Raw genomic sequence first — 17843 nt, forward strand, 5'->3', positions numbered from 1 at the left:
ATTATTTGACTCCTAATACTTTTAATCCATTTTTCGTAGAAATTTCCACCAAATGGTCGATGTCATAATAATGACAAGCTTCTAACATAACACGCAATTCTATCCAAAGATTTCCATCAGAAAAAGGTTTGTATATATCACAGATATTATCGGTTCCAAAAGCTACTATAATTCCTTCAGAAACCATTTCATCCACTGGAGTAATGGAATTATGGCTAGGAGTAAAACGTTCACTTCTAGTGTGATCAATCCAAGCAATAGGACAAGATATTACCATTAAATGAGCTCTTTTCATTAATTGGTATATTTCATAACGATATTTTCTATCATGTGCTGCTAAAGAAATACTATGTATCGCGACTACTTTTCCTTGCATCCCATATTCAATAGTTTTTTTCGCTAGTTTTTCAGTTTCTTTTTCTTCATTGGTATTAAATTGATCCACATGTACATGTACTAACTTTCCCTCTTTTTTAGCTATTTTTAGTAAAATATCGATATGTTCATCTTCTCTTCCATAATCCTTAGCGGGTAATCCTCCAATAATATCTACAAATTCCACTGATTGATCCAACCAATATTTCGATTTTTTATCCAAAACTCCTTTAAGAACTTGATTGGCGAAACGTAGATGAATAGAACGACCATAATTATTTCTCAATTTTTTAGCCGCTTTTAATGCCCTATCTTCAATAATTTCATCCACATCAATAAAAGTACATAATGCTTGTGTTCCTTGCCTTAAGAAGTATTCCAAAGCTTTTTCCATACGAATATAAATGTCCTCTTCTGTAGCTAAACGTTTCATTTCATCAACTAAATACCATTTTTTTTTAAGAGAATAATAAGAGTATTTAAAATTCTTGTTGGTTAGAGTATAAGCTCTATCCAAGTGTGCATGAGCATTCACCCATCCTCCTTTTTGTTTGACTTTTTCTATAATAATTTTTTTAGGATTCATAACTTTTAAATATTGGAAATCCAAATAACTTTTTTAGTTATAAAAAATGATTCTTGAAAATAATTTCTTAGAGGATATTCTACCGCGTGAGGGAATTTTTTTAATTCATCAGAAAGATCTCCTCCTTTTATATATAAGGATCCATTCTTAATTTTACAGTTAGATTTGCATCTAAATTTATTTTTTATCCAATTATGTATTTTTTCTATTTTTGCTACATATCTGCTGACAACGAAATCAAATCTATATTCTAATTTTTCTGCACGTATACAAATAGCATGCGCATTTTTTAATTGTAGATTATGGATAATTTTTTCTACAATGTTAATTTTTTTACTAATGGAATCAACTAATATAAATTCTGTATGAGGAAAAATTATAGATAAAGGTATTCCTGGAAAACCACCTCCCGTTCCTAAATCCATAACACACGATCCAGGAAAAAAAGAAAATACTTTAGCAATTCCTAAACAAAAAAGAACATGTTGTTGATAAAAATTGTATAATTTTCTTCTAGAAATAATATTTACATAAGAATTCCAATAGGCATACAAATCTTTCAATAAAGACAATTTATTGATTTGTTGATCCAATAAATCTGGAAAATACTTTTTAATTAATTCCATAATCATAATTTATAATCAAATTTATTTAGATTTGCCATCATTTCAAATTTTCTATCTATGAAAAATAGATTATTATCCAAACGGATACAAAATATATCTTTTTCGCAAACTTTAGCTATGTCTAGTAAAGCTAGAGAATTAAAAAATAAAGGAGAAGACATCATTAACTTAAGTGTAGGGGAACCTAACTTTTCCCCACCTTATTTCGTTTTGAATGCTGCAAAAAAGGCTATTGATGAAGGATATCATTACTATACTCCAGTTTCCGGATATTTAGAACTTAGAGAAATAATATGCAAAAAATTTTATCGTGATAATGGGTTGAAATATTTTCCTTCTCAGATTGTAATTTCTACTGGAGGGAAACAATCTATTATGAATGTTCTTTTATCTTTACTGGATAAAAATGATGAAGTTATCATTCCCTCTCCATATTGGGTTAGTTATTATCAAATGGTTAAATTGTGTGAAGCGACTCCTGTTATCATTCCTACAACTATAACAAACAATTTTAAAATTCATAAAAAACAATTAGAAGAAGCTATTACCCAAAAAACAAAATTATTTATTTTTAATACCCCATGCAATCCTACAGGAAGTGTTTACTCCTATAAAGAATTAAAAGATTTAGTAGAAATTTTAAAAAAACATCCAAAAGTAATTATTCTTTCTGATGAGATTTATGAACATATCTGTTATTCTGAAAAACATACTAGTATTGCTGTTTTTCCTGATATTCATCATAGAGTCATTACACTCAATGGATTGTCTAAAGCTTTCTCTATGACAGGATGGAGAATTGGATATATTGGAGCTCCAGAATGGATTGCTAGGTCTTGTGATAAAATACAGGGGCAAATGACTTCTTGTGCTAATTCTATCGCACAACGTGCAGCTATTTCCGCATTAAAAGCTTCCCCAATTGAAATAGAATATATGATCAAGGAGTTTAAAAAAAGGAGAAATTTAGTTTTGGATATGATAAAGGAAATTCCTGGAATTAAAACTAATAAGCCAAATGGAGCTTTTTATATATTTCCAAAGGTTTCAGATCTTTTTGGAAAAAAATTTTATGGAAGAATTATCCATAATTCAGAAGATTTATCTTCATTTTTACTTGATAAAGCTAAAGTTGCCACTGTTAGTGGAAGTTCTTTTGGAAATGATGAATGTTTACGTATTTCTTATGCTTCCACAGAAGATAAAATTATAGAAGCCTTTACAAGAATAAAAAAAGTATTGAATTAATTTTTTGGGTGGACGACCGGATTCGAACCGGCGACCCTCAGAACCACAATCTGATGCTCTAAACCAACTGAGCTACGTCCACCATTTCCTTCTTTCTAACAAATATAGACAATCGATTAATTTATTGACAAAAACTTTCTATAATTTTTTTACAATAAGAGAAAAGATCCCTATAGATCCATCTTCTGATGGATCCTCTTTCTTGTATAGGATATAAAAGGTGAACATTGGATCCTGCATCTAGTGTAAAATAGATATTGCTTTTGCTTTTTCTTCTAAAATCCCATACTTTATAAAGTACATGAAGTGTATTTGGTTTCATCCATAAAAAATATGGATTAGAGGTCATAATCAGAGCATGAAGAGTCAAAGCTTCATGTTCTATTAATTCTCCAAAATTTTTTAAATCCCCCATTTTCAATATAGATATTAGTCTTTCCATATTTCTATTAGCACATTTTAATCTATCCTTAGCATAAGGATGGTTATTCATTAACTGATGTCCTTTTGAACTCAAAATTGGTTTAGGTTCTTCATCTATTACCAAAATAGTATCTATAATACTTGTAAAAATAGGGTGAACTTTATAGGGATAGGGAATTGCATAAAGATTATTGCTGCCTTTTATGGATTTATGTCTACCCCAAACTACAAGTCCAGGGTATATAGATCTACAAGCACTTCCAGATCCTAATCTGGCTAAAAAAGAAGCTTTTCTTAAAAAAAAATCTTTTTTTAAAGAAGAATCTAGTTTTTTTTCTATTTCCATGATACACAAAGCTAAAGCACTCATGGAGGAAGCTGAAGAAGCAATTCCACTACTATGTGGAAAAGTATTCTCGGTTTCTATAACAAAATTAAAATATCGAATATAAGAACAATACAATGATATTCTATGAAAAAATTCCAATATTTTTGGAAGGAAACTAGTTTTTTCTTTTCCGGAAAAAAAAATCCTTATAGATCTTTTTTTTTTCTTTCTCCAAGAGAATAAATAACTTTTGTTATCGTGTAAACATTTTCTAGAGAATAACTAATAGACGAATTCAATGGAATTTGAATCCTATTTTTCTGCTTCCCCCAATATTTTATTAGAGCTATATTAGAAGGACTTTTTTTTGTTATTACTCCGTTTGAAACGATAAAATCGTTTTGATCTTTTTTATAAAAAAAACAATTACTTCTCAAAATTTACGTAATAAAAAAATACTTATTAAATTCATCAATCATTATTCTCACGTTTTTTTCCTATATAATTTAACATTTTTTTATCATCAAATTCTCCTTCAGAACGAGCAATCACACAACTAGCTAATCCATTTCCTATAACATTTACGGTAGTACGAGCCATATCCATTAATTCATCTATTCCTATAATGGCTAATATAGGCCAGTTAGGTAAACCAAAAGAAGCTACAGTAGCTAAAAGAATTACTAAAGAAGCTCTAGGAACACCAGCAACCCCTTTACTAGTTAAAATTAAAGTTAAACCTATAAATATTTGTTGACTAAAACTTAAAGGAATTCCAGAAGCTTGTGCTACAAAAATAGTAGCTAAAGATAAATAAAGAGTAGTCCCATCTAAGTTAAAACTGTAACCAGTAGGAATCACAAAAGCAATAATTTTTCTAGGAACTCCTAATTTTTCTAAATTCTCCATAAGAAGAGGTAAAGCGGATTCTGAACTTGTAGTGGCAAACGCTAATGATACAGGTTCCATTAAGGCTTTTACAAATCCTTTCAAAGGAACTTTAATCCATAAGAGTATGGGAAGTAAAACCAGTATTAAAAATAGAAACAAAGCGATATAAAGCGTCAATAACAATTGAAAAAGATTATATAATATATCCAACCCCATATGTCCTACTGTATAAGCTATAGCAGATCCAACCCCTATAGGAGCAAAATACATGATTATTTTGGTAAATTTAAACATGATCTCTGAAAGGCTCTCTGCCAATATCAATATTGGTATACGTTTTTTTTTATCCAAGAATACCATAGATATTCCAAAAATTACGGAAAAAACTACAATAGGTAATACCTCTCCATGATATATAGATTTAATGAAATTTTCTGGAAAAACGTGAAGTATGGTATCTTGCCAAGTTTTACTTTCTACTTTTGGCAATTGGTTTCCTGTTATTCCTGAAGGCATAACAATTCCTACTCCAGCTTGGGATACATTAATAGCAATAAGACCAATGAATAAGGCTAAAGTTGTAACTATTTCAAAATATAATAGGGATTTCCATCCCATATTCCCTAATTGTTTAATATTGGAGTGACTTGCTATGCCAACTACTAAAGTGGAAAATAATATTGGAGCTATAATAGTTTTGATAAGCCTCAAAAATATTTGAGATAAGAATCTCATTTCCATAGCTATTTTCGGTTGATCTATTCCGAATTCTATTCCTATGATAATGGATAACAATATCCAAGTCGTTAAGTCCTTTTTCAAAAAGGAATAAAATATGAAAATAGAGATGACAACACATCTTAATAGACAAAGAGTCAATGGATTTAATCCCAAAAAATTTTTGGATAAGTGTATGACCACATATGCAAAAAAACTTAAAAATGCTATTAGTAAAATTTTTTTTTTTTTTATTTTCATTCCAATATTCATTTTGTAATAAAATCCAACCTAAAAAAAAAGGATAATTCGGTGACAGACCCGTGAGGACTCGAACCCCAACTAACAGAACCAAAATCTGCTGTGCTACCGTTACACAACGGGTCTATGAAAAATGTAAATATATACCATTTTTTTTCAAAAACATTAATCCGGATGCGTGCAACGAATTATCCATATATATTTTATATTTACCGTAATTGTAATTCATTCATCAAAATTATGTCTGTTAAAATACGATTAAAAAGAATTGGAAAAAAACATAGGCCTATTTACCATATAGTAGTAGCCGATTCCCGTTCTCCAAGAAATGGAAAATTTATTGAAAAAATAGGAACTTATAATCCTCATACGGATCCTCCTTCAACTGTACTAAGAATAGAAAATTCTGTATCATGGTTGATAAAAGGAGCACAACCTACAGATACAGTGAAATCTATTTTTAGAAGAAATGGAGTGTACCTCAAAAAACATTTATTAGAAGGAGTTAAAAAAGGAGTATTAAGGGATGAAGAAGCACATCAAAAATTCCATCTTTGGAAAAAGAAAAATTAGTAGTATGGACCGTTTTAATCATTTCCAATTGGTTTAACCAAATAATGTATAACAATAAAGAAAAATCCCAAAATAATTCTATAATATCCGAATAGTTTAAAATTCTTTCTTTCTATATAGGACATAAAACATTTTATGGATATGATTCCTGTAATAAAAGCTATTATATTTCCAATCAATAATAATCCTATTTCTTGCAAAATAAGTTCTTTTGAAAAAAGAAAACCTATACGGAAATCAAATAAGGAAAAACTTAAATAAATTGAGGGGAAGTAATGTTCCATTAATTTTTTACATGTAGCAATTACAATAACCGGAATAGATAAAAAAAAGGAAAATTCAATAGCTTTTTTTCTTTCAATATTTTGAAGCATACAAGATGTTATAGTAGCAGCACTTCTAGATACTCCTGGAATTAGAGAAAGACATTGAAATAATCCAATAATAAAAGCTTTAAAATAAGTAAGATTATGATTCTTTTTTTTAGAAAAATTTTTTTCATAATAATTTTCTGCTTTCAAAATAACTAGTCCTCCTATAAGAAGAGAAATAGCTACAATAAGTGGATTTTCTAAAAAAAAAGTTATTCTACTGTTGAAGAAAAAACCAAACAATCCTATGGGAAAACTAGCTATAAAAATTTTTAAATAAAAATCCAATTTTTGAAAAAAAAACTTTTTTCTATATAAAAGAACAACCGAAAAAACAGCTCCAAGTTGAACCGATATTAGGAATAATTTTGTTATCCTTTTATTCAGTATTCCCATTAAGGAAGATGCAAGGATCATATGTCCTGTAGAAGAAATAGGAAAAAATTCTGTAATCCCTTCAATAATACCTAATAGGATTGACTGAATATAATTCATTAAAAAATTGTTTTACACGATGGATAAAAAATATTCTAAACATCAATTTTTGCATGTATTGCATTTTTTTCTATGAAATTTCTACGTGGAGGAACTTCATCTCCCATAAGAATGGAAAATATTTTATCAGCTTTCGAAAGGTTTTCTATATTCACTTTTCGTAAGGTTCTTTTTTTTGGATTCATAGTAGTATCCCAAAGTTGTTCTGCATTCATTTCTCCTAATCCTTTGTAACGTTGTACATTTACATTTTTCCTACCCCCTAATTGGTGAAGAATATTTTCTCTTTCCTGATCACTCCAAGCATAATATTGAAAACGATTTCCTTTTCGGATTAAATAAAGTGGAGGGGTAGCAATATAAATGTGTCCTTTTTCTATTAATGGTTTCATATAACGAAAAAACAATGTCAAAATCAAAGTAGAAATATGACTACCATCTATATCCGCATCTGTCATAATAATAATTTTATTATATCTAAGTTTTTTGATATTTAAATTATTTTGATTGTTTTCAGTTTCAATAGAAACCCCTAAGGAGGTAAATATATTTCTTATTTCCTCATTTTCAAATATTTTATACTGAACGGCCTTTTCTACATTTAGTATCTTACCTCGCAGAGGCAAGATGGCTTGAAATTTTCTATCTCTACCTTGTTTAGCAGTTCCACCTGCAGAATCTCCTTCTACCAAATAGATTTCGCAATCTTCTGGTTTATTGAAGGAACAGTCCGCTAATTTTCCAGGTAAAAAACTATTGTGGATTGGATTATTTTTTTGTATAAATTCTCTTGCTTTTTTAGCAGCTTGACGAGCTTTAGCGGATAAGATCACTTTTTCTATAATTTTTTTTCTATCACTAGGATGTTCTTCTAAATAAATATTCAATCTTTCCCCAACTATTTTTTCTACAACTCCTCCTACTTCGTGATTGCTTAATTTTGTTTTAGTTTGTCCTTCAAATTGAGGTTCCATCACCCTGACAGAAATAATAGCTGTAATTCCTTCTCGGAAATCATCTCCTGTTAATTCTATTTTTTTATCTTTATTGGATAATGAACCATATACATCCGCGTATTTCTTTAACGTTCTTGTTAAAGCTCTTCGAAATCCAGATATATGAGTCCCTCCATCATAAGTATGGATATTATTAACATAAGAATAAATTTTTTCTTTGAAAGAAGTATTGTATTGCATCGCTATTTCTACAATGGTACTTTCTCTCTCTCCTTCAATGGAAATAATGTTTTTGGTTAATGTATCTTTATTTTTATCCAAAATAGAAAGGTATTCTTTTAATCCATTTTTAGAGGAAAAATATTCCTTCTTTTTATTCCTTTCATCTTTTAAAAACAAGTGTAATCCTTTATTTAGAAAAGATAATTCTTTCAAACGTTTGGATAATATGTCATAATCATATGTGATAGAACTAAAAATAGAATGATCAGCCAAATAATGGATTTTTGTTCCTTTATTATTGGTTCTTCCTAAACATTTTACATCATAAAGAGCTTTTCCTTTAAAATATTCCTGTTGGTAAACTTTTCCATTACGATAAATGGTGACTATAAGAGTTCTGGATAAGGCATTTACGCAGGATATCCCTACTCCATGCAATCCTCCAGAAACTTTATAGGAGTTTTTATCGAATTTTCCTCCTGCTCCAATTTTAGTCATTACTACTTCAAGAGCTGATTTACCTTCTTTTTTATGAATATCTATTGGAATTCCACGACCATTGTCAAGAACTGTAATAAATCCATCCTTGTGAATTGTTACCCATATTTTATCACAAAAACCGGCTAAGGATTCATCTACGGAATTATCTATCACTTCGTAAGCCAAATGATGTAATCCTCTAATTCCTACGTCTCCAATATACATAGAAGGTCTAATCCTTATGTGTTCTATTCCTTCTAAAGATTGTATACTATCTGCCGTATAATCTTTTGTTTCACTTTTCCTCATAATCCTAATTTTTTTATTTTGTTTTGTATCGATCGATAAAGATAGATATAAAAAAGTGAAAATATAGAACGATTAATTTATGGGACCATAGGACCATATTGTATTTCTTCTTATGGATTGGATTGTTTACGGATCCACTCTTTTATTTTTTGATGATGTCCAGATAAAAGTATTTTTGGAACGGATAACCCTTTATAAATTACCGGACGAGTGTAAATAGAACCTCTTTGAAGCGAATCCGTCATCATGGAATCTGGATTATTAAGTACTCCAGGTAACAATCTGGTTATAGCATCTACTACAACAGCTGCCGCTAGTTCTCCCCCAGATAAAATATAAGGTCCGATAGATATTTCTTTGGAAATTAAGTGATCTCTAATTCTCTGATCAATTCCTTTATAACGACCACAAAGAATAAGAATATTTTTTTTGTAAGTTAATTCTTTAGCATCCTTTTGTGAAAAAATATTACCATCAGGAGTCATGAAAATTTTTTCATCGTAATTTCTTTCTGAGAATAGTTTGTGAAAACACCTATATACAGGTTCTATTCGAATAACCATTCCGGATCCCCCTCCATAAGGATAATCGTCCACTTTCTTACATATTCCTAAACCATAATCTCGTAAATCATGAATATAAATCTCCATAATTCCTTTATATATAGCTCTTTTAATGAGAAAATTATACAAGGTCCCCTTTAGTATTTCAGGAGCTACGCTAACAATATCTATACGCATTTTTTTTTGAATTAATATTTAACGTAAAATAGTGAAAAAATTCTACCTTTGTTAATATAATAATTTTTTAAAATGAGTTATTTAGTCTCCATAGTAGGACGTCCCAATGTAGGAAAATCGACATTGTTTAACCGTCTTGTAGGAAAAAGAAAAGCTATAGTACATGTTAAAAGTGGAGTAACAAGGGATCGTATTTATGGAAATTCTGAATGGAATGGAGTTACTTTTTCTGTAGTAGATACAGGAGGATATAATAATAAGATGGATATTCTGGATACAGAAATTAGGAAACAAATTTTAATAGCTGTAAAAGAATCTGATGTAATTTTGTTTTTGATCGATATGAAAATAGGCTTACTCGATGTAGAGATAGAAATTTCTCAAATACTAAGAAAGTATCAAAAATCAATTCTATTGATCGTGAATAAAGTAGATAACGGAACATACATGTATCATAATACAGATTTTTTTCGTTTAGGATTTAGTAATTATTATTTTATTTCCGCTATAAATGGGAGTGGAACTGGAGACATGTTGGATGGATTGGTAGAAATATTGAAGGAATTAGAAGAAAAAAAAATAATGGAAAAAGGTTATTTTCCACGTTTTTCGGTTATCGGACGTCCCAATGTAGGGAAATCCACATTGATCAATTCCTTTTTAGAAAAAAATCATCATATTGTAACAAATATTTCTGGAACAACTAGAGATAGTCTAGATGTTTTCTACCAAAAATTTGGATATCGATGTATTTTAGTCGATACACCTGGAGTAAGAAAGAGATCAAAAATAAGTGAAAGTATAGATTTTTATTCTACTATGAGGACGGTTAAAACAATTGAATACACAGATATCTGTCTTTTGATGGTTGATGCTGTTCGTGGATGGGAATCGCAAGACAGGAATATTTTTAGATTAGTTGAAAAAAATCAGAAAGGAATAATAATTATTATTAATAAATGGGATTTATTACATGTAAACTGTTCCAGGAAGAAAAATTTCGAAATTTTTATTCGAAAAAATATTGCCCCATTTGATAATGTTCCTATACTTTTTGTATCGGCTAAAAATAAGGAGGGGATAAATAAAATTATCCCCATAGCTTATCATATTTTTAAAATACGTAAAAAAAAATTAAAAACGAATTTATTGAATAGAGTGATGTTACCCATTTTTAAAATAAATCCTCCTACTTATAAAAAAAAGTTGATTAAAATAAAATATTGTACTCAGTTGCCTACATCTACACCTAAATTTATTTTTTTTTCTAATTATCCTCAGTATATAAAAGAATCTTATAAAAGATTTATCGAAAATAAAATTCGTTATTACTTCGATTTCAGAGGAGTTCCTATAAGAATTTTTTTTAGAAAAAAATAACTTTCTATATTAAGTGATAACACATCTAAGAGGAAAGTTAATTGAAAAAAATAAATCTTATTTAATAATAGATTGTAATGGAATCGGTTATTACATTCATATATCCTCTTACACTTATTCTTCTTTATTGGTAGAAAAAGAAGGAGAAGATATATATATCTATACTTATCTTTTTATAAAGGAAAACCAACATGTTCTATATGGTTTTTTTGATAGGAGAGAAAGAAAAATATTTTCTCATTTGATATCTGTGAATGGGATAGGACCGAGTTCTGCTATAACCTTATTGTCTTCCTTAACTCCATATGAAATAGAAAAATCTATATCAGAAGAAGATATAGAAGCATTTAACAGAGTTAAAGGAATCGGAATAAAAACGGCTCATAGAATTATAATAGAACTTAAAGATAAAATTCCTAAAGGAATTATTCCTAAAAAAGAAAAAAACGTAAAAATGAATACTCCTTCTGTAATAAGAAAGGAAGCTTTAAGTGCTTTGATTGTTCTAGGTTTTTCTCCTAAAGAATCTAAAAAAGTATTAGAAGATATTTTAGATAATAATCCAGAATTTACTGTGGAAAATCTAATCAAAGAATCTTTGAAAAAATTGTAAAATAGTCAAAAATTATTGACAATTTTTGATAATATCAAATTGCTTTTATTGAAAAAAAACAAACCAAATAATATACTTTTGTTTTTTTCGTGAAATTTATTAATTAATACTTACCTCTTTATGAAACTTTTTTATCCATCAATTATAGTGATTCTTTTTGTATTATCCGTTTTTGATCTTATTGTTGGTTTGATTAATGATTCCGTAAATTTTCTTAATTCCGCTATTGGATCTAAAGTAGCTTCTCGTAAAACTATCATGGTTTTTTCTAGTTTAGGTATTTTATTGGGAGCTTTTTTATCCAGTGGAATGATGGAAGTAGCGAGAAAGGGTGTTTTTGATCCGTCTTTTTTTTCTTTTTCCGATCTTATTTTTATTTTTTTAGCTGTTATGATATCCGATATTATTTTATTGGATGTTTTTAACACTTTCGGATTACCTACTTCTACCACAGTATCGATGGTTTTCTGTTTATTAGGTGGAGCATTTAGTCTATCCATGATAAAAATGGCTTCTCCATTAAGTAATGAACCACTTCATCATTTGAGTCAATACATTAAAGCGGAAAAAACATTAACAATAGGAATAGGAATTTTTTTATCCATTATAATTTCTTTTTTTTCCGGAGCTTTTATTCATTATTTCATACGACTTTTATTAAGTTTTGAATATGAAAGTAGATTAAAATATGTAGGAGTGATATGGGCCTCTATTTCATTGAGTAGTATGACTTACTTTTTGATTGTAAAAGGATTGCATAGTCCTTTACAAGTAGTAGTGGATGATCATCCAACAGGATTGCCCTTATTGATCCAAAATTTTATGAGGTGGGTGAATCACCATTTTTTTGTTTTTTTTCTTGTACTATTTACAACCTGGATCTTTGTGACGAAGGTATTCTTTTTTTTAGGATATAATATCTTAAAATTTGTCGTATTATATGGAACATTTTCCTTAGCAATGGCTTTTGCAGGTAATGATTTAGTCAACTTTATAGGGGTTCCTATAGCTAGTATACAATCTTATAATATATGGAAAGCAGCAGGAAGTCCTCCTGCTGAAAAATTTAATATGAAAAGTTTATCTGGAAATGTACAAGTTCCATCTTTAATTTTGATATTCTCAGGTATAATTATGATATTGACACTTTGGTTTTCTAAAAAAACAAAAACAATCACCAATACGGAAATTAATTTAAGTCGACAGAATGAAGTTCAAGAAAAATTTTTATCCAATTCTTTTTCAAGAGGAATAGTTCGATTTTTTTTATATTTCGGAAATAAATTTTTTAATTTATTTCCGAAACGATTTTTGGTTAGAATAGAAAAAAATTTTAAGCAACCAACACAAAAAGATGACAACGTAGCTTTTGACCTAGTTAGGGCTTCTTCTAATTTAACTATATCTAGTATATTGATCTCTATAGCTACTGTTCAAAAATTACCACTATCCACTACTTTCGTAACTTTTATGGTGGCTATGGGAACTTCTCTTTCAGATAGAGCGTGGGATAGAGAAAGTGCTGTTTACAGAGTATCAGGAGTACTAAAAGTAATAAGAGGCTGGTTTTTAACAGGTCTTATAGCATTTATCATGGCAGGGATCACGGTGTCGTTTTTGTATTTGATAAAAGTATGGGCACTGATATTTTTTATTGTTTTATTGATTGTTGTTTTTTACAAGAGTTATAAAAACTCTCAAAAAGTACAATATCAAAAAATTGAAGAGGAAAAAACACTTTTAGGCCCCTTTACTTTAGGGAAAACTTTAAAAAACAAAAATTCCGATAATTCGGATCTCTTAGGTCCTATACTGGAATCTATAGAACAGATTTATAAAAGTAGTATAGAAGGAATTACTAAATATAATTTAAAAAGCCTTCAATATAGTAGAAAAAGCTTTTTAAAAGTAAAGGAAAATTTTACGTGGATACAAAATTCTTTAATTAGAGTGATTAGAAAAAATAGGACTATTGAACCTTTTTTTGGAATACTTTATATACGGATATATAACAAAACTAAAGAAATCATGAACTCTTCAGATATTATTACCAATAGAACTTTATTTCATGTGATTAATAGCCATAAACCTTTAAAATTCCATCAGAAAAAGAATTTGCTTACGATTGAGCATTTTATGCTGGAACATTTCCATATCATAAAAAAAATAACCATAAATAAAAGTTTTAAGAAACATGTGGGACAAGTTAATCGTACCATAAAAATTAAAATTATCAAAAAGATAGAGGAACAAATGAATCAACAGGTGATGGGAATTCTCCATAAAAAATATGGAACAAAAAATACCTTATTAATGTTGGACATCCTTTTACAATCAAAAAATATTACAGAAAATATAGAAGAAATACTTTTATTATATACCGATTTTTTATCCCATTTTTCCTCATCAAGAAAAGACGATTCTATTTTGTTGTTGAAACACATAAAAATTTAAAAAAAGGTCATCATATTGCATCCACGCAAATCTGATAAATCCATTCTTCCTAATACTTCAAATTCATCGTCATTGATTTTTTTTCCTAAATCATTGGTAGAAATAAAAGGACAGGATAAATAATTAGATAAATCGATGATATCAATTCCACCAATTTTATTTTTTCCTATATGAATAAAAGGATCTTCCTGGTCTCTGATGTATACTTTCATCCAAGGAGGACATCTAAATATCCCGTTTTTTTTTGCATATGCTTGAGAAAGCAATTCCGTCATTCCATATTCCGAGTGAATATTTTTTAGAGAAAAACCTTTTCTTAAAAGATGGTGTAACTCTTCGCGAATTATTTCTTTTCTTTTTCCCTTCATTCCTCCTGTCTCCATGAGAATAATATTTTTTTTTCCAGACTCTTCTATAGTATAAGTATACTTATTATTTTCTATAAAATCTAATAAAGAAAAACTTAGTCCAAAAAGTAAAATATTTTTTTTTTCATGAAAATGAAGGGAGAGAGGTTTTCTTTCTTTTAAGGAAACAAAATGACTGTTATTTTTATATGTTTGTTGTATCAAATATTTTATCATATAAATTAAGGAAGAATCCTTTCTATGGATAAGAGGAAAGAAGGCTAAAAATTGGAAGTTTTCTATTGGACCATAAAAGTATTCAAATCCTTTACAAATACTATTAATATAAACATTCAAATCAGCTACATAATGCCTACTTTTTATTCCTGTAGTTCCAGTACTGGTGAAAATTATTTCTGGTACGATACTTTTTGGACTACTCCAAACACTATGTGTTTTAAAAAAAGAAATAGGTAAAAAAGGTATTTCATAAATATTTTGAATACGATATGGATTAATTTTTAATGATTGAAGATAATCTCTATAAATTTTGTTATTTTCTACTTGAAAATTGAATATATCCAAGGTTAAAGTTTCAAATTCTTTTTTGGATCTTATAGAAAAAATATTTCTTTTAAAGTTCATTTGAAAATAAAAAGTATAATTCTTCCAGTTGATTAAAAATTGGACCTTTTCTAATATATTGAAATTCTTTTTCAAAGGAATTTTGAAAAAAATTATAAGGAATTAAATTTATTTTTTCATTTGCTTCTTTAAGTAAAAGAATACATATTGATAGATAAAAAAAATATTTGATCAATCCTAATAGACCACCTAACCATTTATCAAGTGGATTGATCCATGTAATTCTAAAAATAAATTCTATGATTTTTTTAGTGAAAAAAGCTATAATAATTATAAAAAAAAATAAAATTATTAGAGAAAAAACTGTTGAAAATGGTTTTTCCTTCCTTATATTTACTTTTTTTGGTAATATTTCTGAAAATAAGTGAAATAAATCGATTCCCTTATATATAAGCATGAAAAATATCATGAATACAAATAACTGGGATAATAACCCTTTTCTATACCCCTTGTATCCCCCATAAATAACTATAATTAAAATAATTATATCTGTTAAAATCATAAATTAAATATTTTTAAGAACATAATAATATGAAAAAAGAATTTCATATAAATTGGAATAAAGTAGTTTTATATATACGTAATCATTTTTACATAGAAGGAAAAATTGATCTCATTGGAATTATTTACCTGATAGGAATCCAAGAGCTAGGAAAAGGAAAAAATAGATTCTTTAAAAGGGAAGAGAAAATGAACCTTTTACATATCGCAATATGTAGAATTTTAGAACCTTTTGGGTATTATGTTTTTATTGGAAAGGATAAAGAAGGATGGCCACATTATCTATCTAAAAAAAAAATTCCTAAGGGAGAACAATCTTTTTTAATTAAAAAAGCTATCATTCGTTATATGATTGAGGAAAATATTATTGATGGATGATAAAAAAAAAATGATCATTTTTTATGGATAAAAAAATGGATAAAATAAAAGAAGAAATAAAATTTTTTCAGGCTCAAACATCTGAGGACTTAGAAAGATTCAGAATTAAATTTTTGGGAAAAAAAAAAGGTATTTTAACAATGTTGTTTAAAGAATTAAAAAAAGAACCCATTCATAAAAGAAAGATTTTTGGGAAAATTATCAATGATTTAAAAAAGAAGGTTCAAGAAAAAATACAAAGGAATCATTCAAGATATTTCATGAAAAATGAAAATATTCTAAATTTCGATCCTACAATGCCAGGAATATCTATAGAAATAGGATCTTTACATCCCATATCGATTATAAAAAATCGAATTATAGAAATTTTTAGAAAAATTGGTTTTTCTTATGTAGAAGGACCTGAAATTGAAGACGATTGGCATAACTTCACGGCTTTAAATATTCCTATAGATCACCCATCCAGGGATATGCAGGATACATTTTTTTTATACAAAAATCCAGATATTTTGTTGCGTACACATACTTCTTCTGTGCAAATACGATATATGAAAGAAAATAGTCCTCCTTTTCGTGTTTTGTCTATAGGAAAAGTATATAGAAATGAAACAATTTCCTCACGTTCCCATTTTATGTTTCATCAGGCAGAAGGTTTTTCTATAGATAAAAAAGTATCCTTTTCAGATCTCAAACAAACCATTCAGTATTTGATAAAATCCCTTTTTGGAAAAATAAAAATACGATTCCGTCCTTCGTATTTTCCATTTACAGAACCTAGTGCTGAAGTGGATGTATATTATTGTGACCATAATAATAATACAGGATGGTTAGAAATTATGGGATGTGGGATGATAGATCCAAAAGTATTGAACAACGTAAACATTGATTCAGAAACTTATTCTGGATTTGCTTTTGGAATAGGAATAGAACGCCTTGCCATACTGATTTATAAAATCCATGATATTAGAATTTATTTTGATAACGATATTCGTTTTTTAAGACAATTTAAAAGTGATTTTTAAAGGATCCATTTGATTTTTAAATTATCTTTTAATGAATTTTCTTTGTCGTAATATTTCATATAAAAGTATTCCACAAGCTACGGCAACATTTAAAGAAGATATTCCTTTTTTTCCTACTGGTATTTTTGCTTTTTCATAGGAAAGTTCTAAATATTTATGGTGGATTCCATTTTCCTCATTTCCTAAAATTAAAGCCGTAGGAGATGAAAAATCAATATCATACCAATATTTATTGGATTTTTTTGTAGCAGAAACAATATTTAATCCTGATTCAATCAAATATTCTATAGTTCTTAAAATGTTTTTCTCTTGACATATCGGAACTTTAAATAAAGCTCCTGAAGAAGTTTTGATTGAATCAGATCCAACCATAGCTGTATTTTTTTTTGGAATGATGACAGCATCTACCCCTGCACAGGCAGAAGTACGAATTATAGATCCAAAATTTCTGACATCTGTAATACAATCTAAAATGAGCAAAATTGGATTTTTTCCTTGTTCATAAAACACAGGAAGTAAATCTTCTATATGATAAGTTTCTATTGGAGAAAGAATAGCAAAAACTCCTTGATGATTTTTATTTTTAAATCGATGAAATTTCTGTTTCGTAACAGTATAAATGGGTATGTTATTTTCTTTTGAAATACTGATTAATTTTTTTTTTTATAAGTATTAGATCCTTGTTCCCAGCCTCTTTGAAAAAAGAGCTTTTTTATAATAGTTTTTTTAGATTTAATGGCTTCTATTAATGGATGTATGCCATAAATAACTTCTAATTTCATTTTTTTTTTTATTTTCCTCTATTAAAAATTTTAAGAAGGGAATTTTTTATAAAACATCGTATAAAATCTTTACAGAAAAAAAATAATACCAACAGAAGAATAAAATATAAAAAAGTAATA

At 28.2% G+C, this 17843-nt stretch carries 15 protein-coding genes, 2 tRNA genes and 2 pseudogenes; 7 read left to right on the plus strand and 12 right to left on the minus strand.

All coding sequences use genetic code 11. From position 1 onward, the window contains the following. Position 1: 1 nt before the first annotated feature. Positions 2 to 961, minus strand: coding sequence for an amidohydrolase family protein (locus MADAR_RS00435; RefSeq protein WP_041178017.1), 960 nt, complete (start codon positions 959 to 961; stop codon positions 2 to 4). Positions 962 to 966: 5 nt separating this feature from the next. Beyond that, positions 967 to 1587, minus strand: a complete 621-nt coding sequence (gene rsmG / locus MADAR_RS00440) for a 16S rRNA (guanine(527)-N(7))-methyltransferase RsmG (protein WP_041178018.1) — start codon at positions 1585 to 1587, stop codon at positions 967 to 969. Between the two features lie 57 nt (positions 1588 to 1644). Between rsmG and MADAR_RS00445 the strand changes: the two genes are divergently transcribed. Continuing rightward, complete coding sequence (locus MADAR_RS00445; protein WP_014158572.1) at positions 1645 to 2835, plus strand: pyridoxal phosphate-dependent aminotransferase; 1191 nt, start codon at positions 1645 to 1647, stop codon at positions 2833 to 2835. Between the two features lie 7 nt (positions 2836 to 2842). Here MADAR_RS00445 and MADAR_RS00450 read toward each other — a convergent pair. From MADAR_RS00450 to MADAR_RS00465, 4 genes and pseudogenes are all read right to left on the minus strand, one after another. Continuing rightward, positions 2843 to 2917, minus strand: a tRNA-His gene (locus MADAR_RS00450). Between the two features lie 39 nt (positions 2918 to 2956). Further along, positions 2957 to 4023 (minus strand): annotated as a pseudogene (locus MADAR_RS00455) (diphosphomevalonate/mevalonate 3,5-bisphosphate decarboxylase family protein). Positions 4024 to 4057: 34 nt separating this feature from the next. After that, on the minus strand, positions 4058 to 5467 hold the full coding sequence (locus tag MADAR_RS00460) for a cation:dicarboxylate symporter family transporter (protein ID WP_041177983.1): 1410 nt from the start codon (positions 5465 to 5467) through the stop codon (positions 4058 to 4060). Positions 5468 to 5510: 43 nt separating this feature from the next. Next, positions 5511 to 5581: transfer RNA gene (locus tag MADAR_RS00465), tRNA-Gln, on the minus strand. A 114-nt stretch (positions 5582 to 5695) separates the two neighbouring features. Between MADAR_RS00465 and rpsP the strand changes: the two genes are divergently transcribed. Further along, positions 5696 to 6028, plus strand: coding sequence for a 30S ribosomal protein S16 (gene rpsP / locus MADAR_RS00470; RefSeq protein WP_041177984.1), 333 nt, complete (start codon positions 5696 to 5698; stop codon positions 6026 to 6028). 14 nt (positions 6029 to 6042) lie between these two features. Here the strand turns inward: rpsP and MADAR_RS00475 are convergent, their stop codons facing one another. From MADAR_RS00475 to trmD, 3 genes are all read right to left on the minus strand, one after another. Then, entirely contained in the window at positions 6043 to 6894 is an 852-nt protein-coding gene (locus MADAR_RS00475; protein ID WP_014158575.1) for an undecaprenyl-diphosphate phosphatase, read from the minus strand. A gap of 35 nt (positions 6895 to 6929) precedes the next feature. Continuing rightward, positions 6930 to 8861, minus strand: a complete 1932-nt coding sequence (gene gyrB / locus MADAR_RS00480) for a DNA topoisomerase (ATP-hydrolyzing) subunit B (protein WP_014158576.1) — start codon at positions 8859 to 8861, stop codon at positions 6930 to 6932. Positions 8862 to 8971: 110 nt separating this feature from the next. Then, positions 8972 to 9601: a tRNA (guanosine(37)-N1)-methyltransferase TrmD gene (trmD, locus tag MADAR_RS00485; protein ID WP_014158577.1), complete on the minus strand. Its 630-nt coding sequence runs from the start codon at positions 9599 to 9601 to the stop codon at positions 8972 to 8974. A gap of 72 nt (positions 9602 to 9673) precedes the next feature. Here trmD and der point away from each other — a divergent pair, with 72 nt between their 5' ends. The 3 genes from der (at position 9674) to MADAR_RS00500 (ending at position 14048) form a co-directional block, all read left to right on the plus strand. Further along, a complete protein-coding gene (gene der / locus MADAR_RS00490) occupies positions 9674 to 10981 on the plus strand; it encodes a ribosome biogenesis GTPase Der (protein ID WP_014158578.1) in 1308 nt (435 codons plus the stop codon). A gap of 13 nt (positions 10982 to 10994) precedes the next feature. After that, positions 10995 to 11594: a Holliday junction branch migration protein RuvA gene (gene ruvA, locus MADAR_RS00495; protein ID WP_014158579.1), complete on the plus strand. Its 600-nt coding sequence runs from the start codon at positions 10995 to 10997 to the stop codon at positions 11592 to 11594. A gap of 120 nt (positions 11595 to 11714) precedes the next feature. Then, positions 11715 to 14048, plus strand: a complete 2334-nt coding sequence (locus tag MADAR_RS00500; RefSeq protein ID WP_014158580.1) for an inorganic phosphate transporter — start codon at positions 11715 to 11717, stop codon at positions 14046 to 14048. Here MADAR_RS00500 and MADAR_RS00505 read toward each other — a convergent pair. Together MADAR_RS00505 and MADAR_RS00510 are read right to left on the minus strand one after the other, a co-directional pair. Beyond that, positions 14045 to 15040: a LuxE family acyl-protein synthetase/acyl-CoA reductase gene (locus tag MADAR_RS00505; RefSeq protein ID WP_014158581.1), complete on the minus strand. Its 996-nt coding sequence runs from the start codon at positions 15038 to 15040 to the stop codon at positions 14045 to 14047. The two genes, MADAR_RS00500 and MADAR_RS00505, sit on opposite strands and share 4 nt — an antisense overlap. Continuing rightward, entirely contained in the window at positions 15030 to 15542 is a 513-nt protein-coding gene (locus MADAR_RS00510; RefSeq protein ID WP_014158582.1) for a CvpA family protein, read from the minus strand. The genes MADAR_RS00505 and MADAR_RS00510 overlap by 11 nt, the downstream gene beginning before the upstream one ends. 29 nt (positions 15543 to 15571) lie before the next feature. On the opposite strand from MADAR_RS00510, the gene MADAR_RS00515 reads away from it, so the two are divergent. Continuing rightward, a complete protein-coding gene (locus MADAR_RS00515) occupies positions 15572 to 15919 on the plus strand; it encodes a hypothetical protein (protein ID WP_014158583.1) in 348 nt (115 codons plus the stop codon). Positions 15920 to 15942: 23 nt separating this feature from the next. Continuing rightward, positions 15943 to 16941: a phenylalanine--tRNA ligase subunit alpha gene (pheS, locus tag MADAR_RS00520; RefSeq protein WP_014158584.1), complete on the plus strand. Its 999-nt coding sequence runs from the start codon at positions 15943 to 15945 to the stop codon at positions 16939 to 16941. 21 nt (positions 16942 to 16962) lie between these two features. Here pheS and rlmB read toward each other — a convergent pair. Continuing rightward, positions 16963 to 17723, minus strand: a pseudogene (gene rlmB, locus MADAR_RS00525) (23S rRNA (guanosine(2251)-2'-O)-methyltransferase RlmB). Between the last annotated feature and the right edge of the window lie 120 nt (positions 17724 to 17843).

Origin of the sequence: Blattabacterium sp. (Mastotermes darwiniensis) str. MADAR, from assembly GCF_000233435.1 — a bacterium.
In the GTDB taxonomy this organism is placed as follows: Bacteria; Bacteroidota; Bacteroidia; order Flavobacteriales; family Blattabacteriaceae; genus Blattabacterium.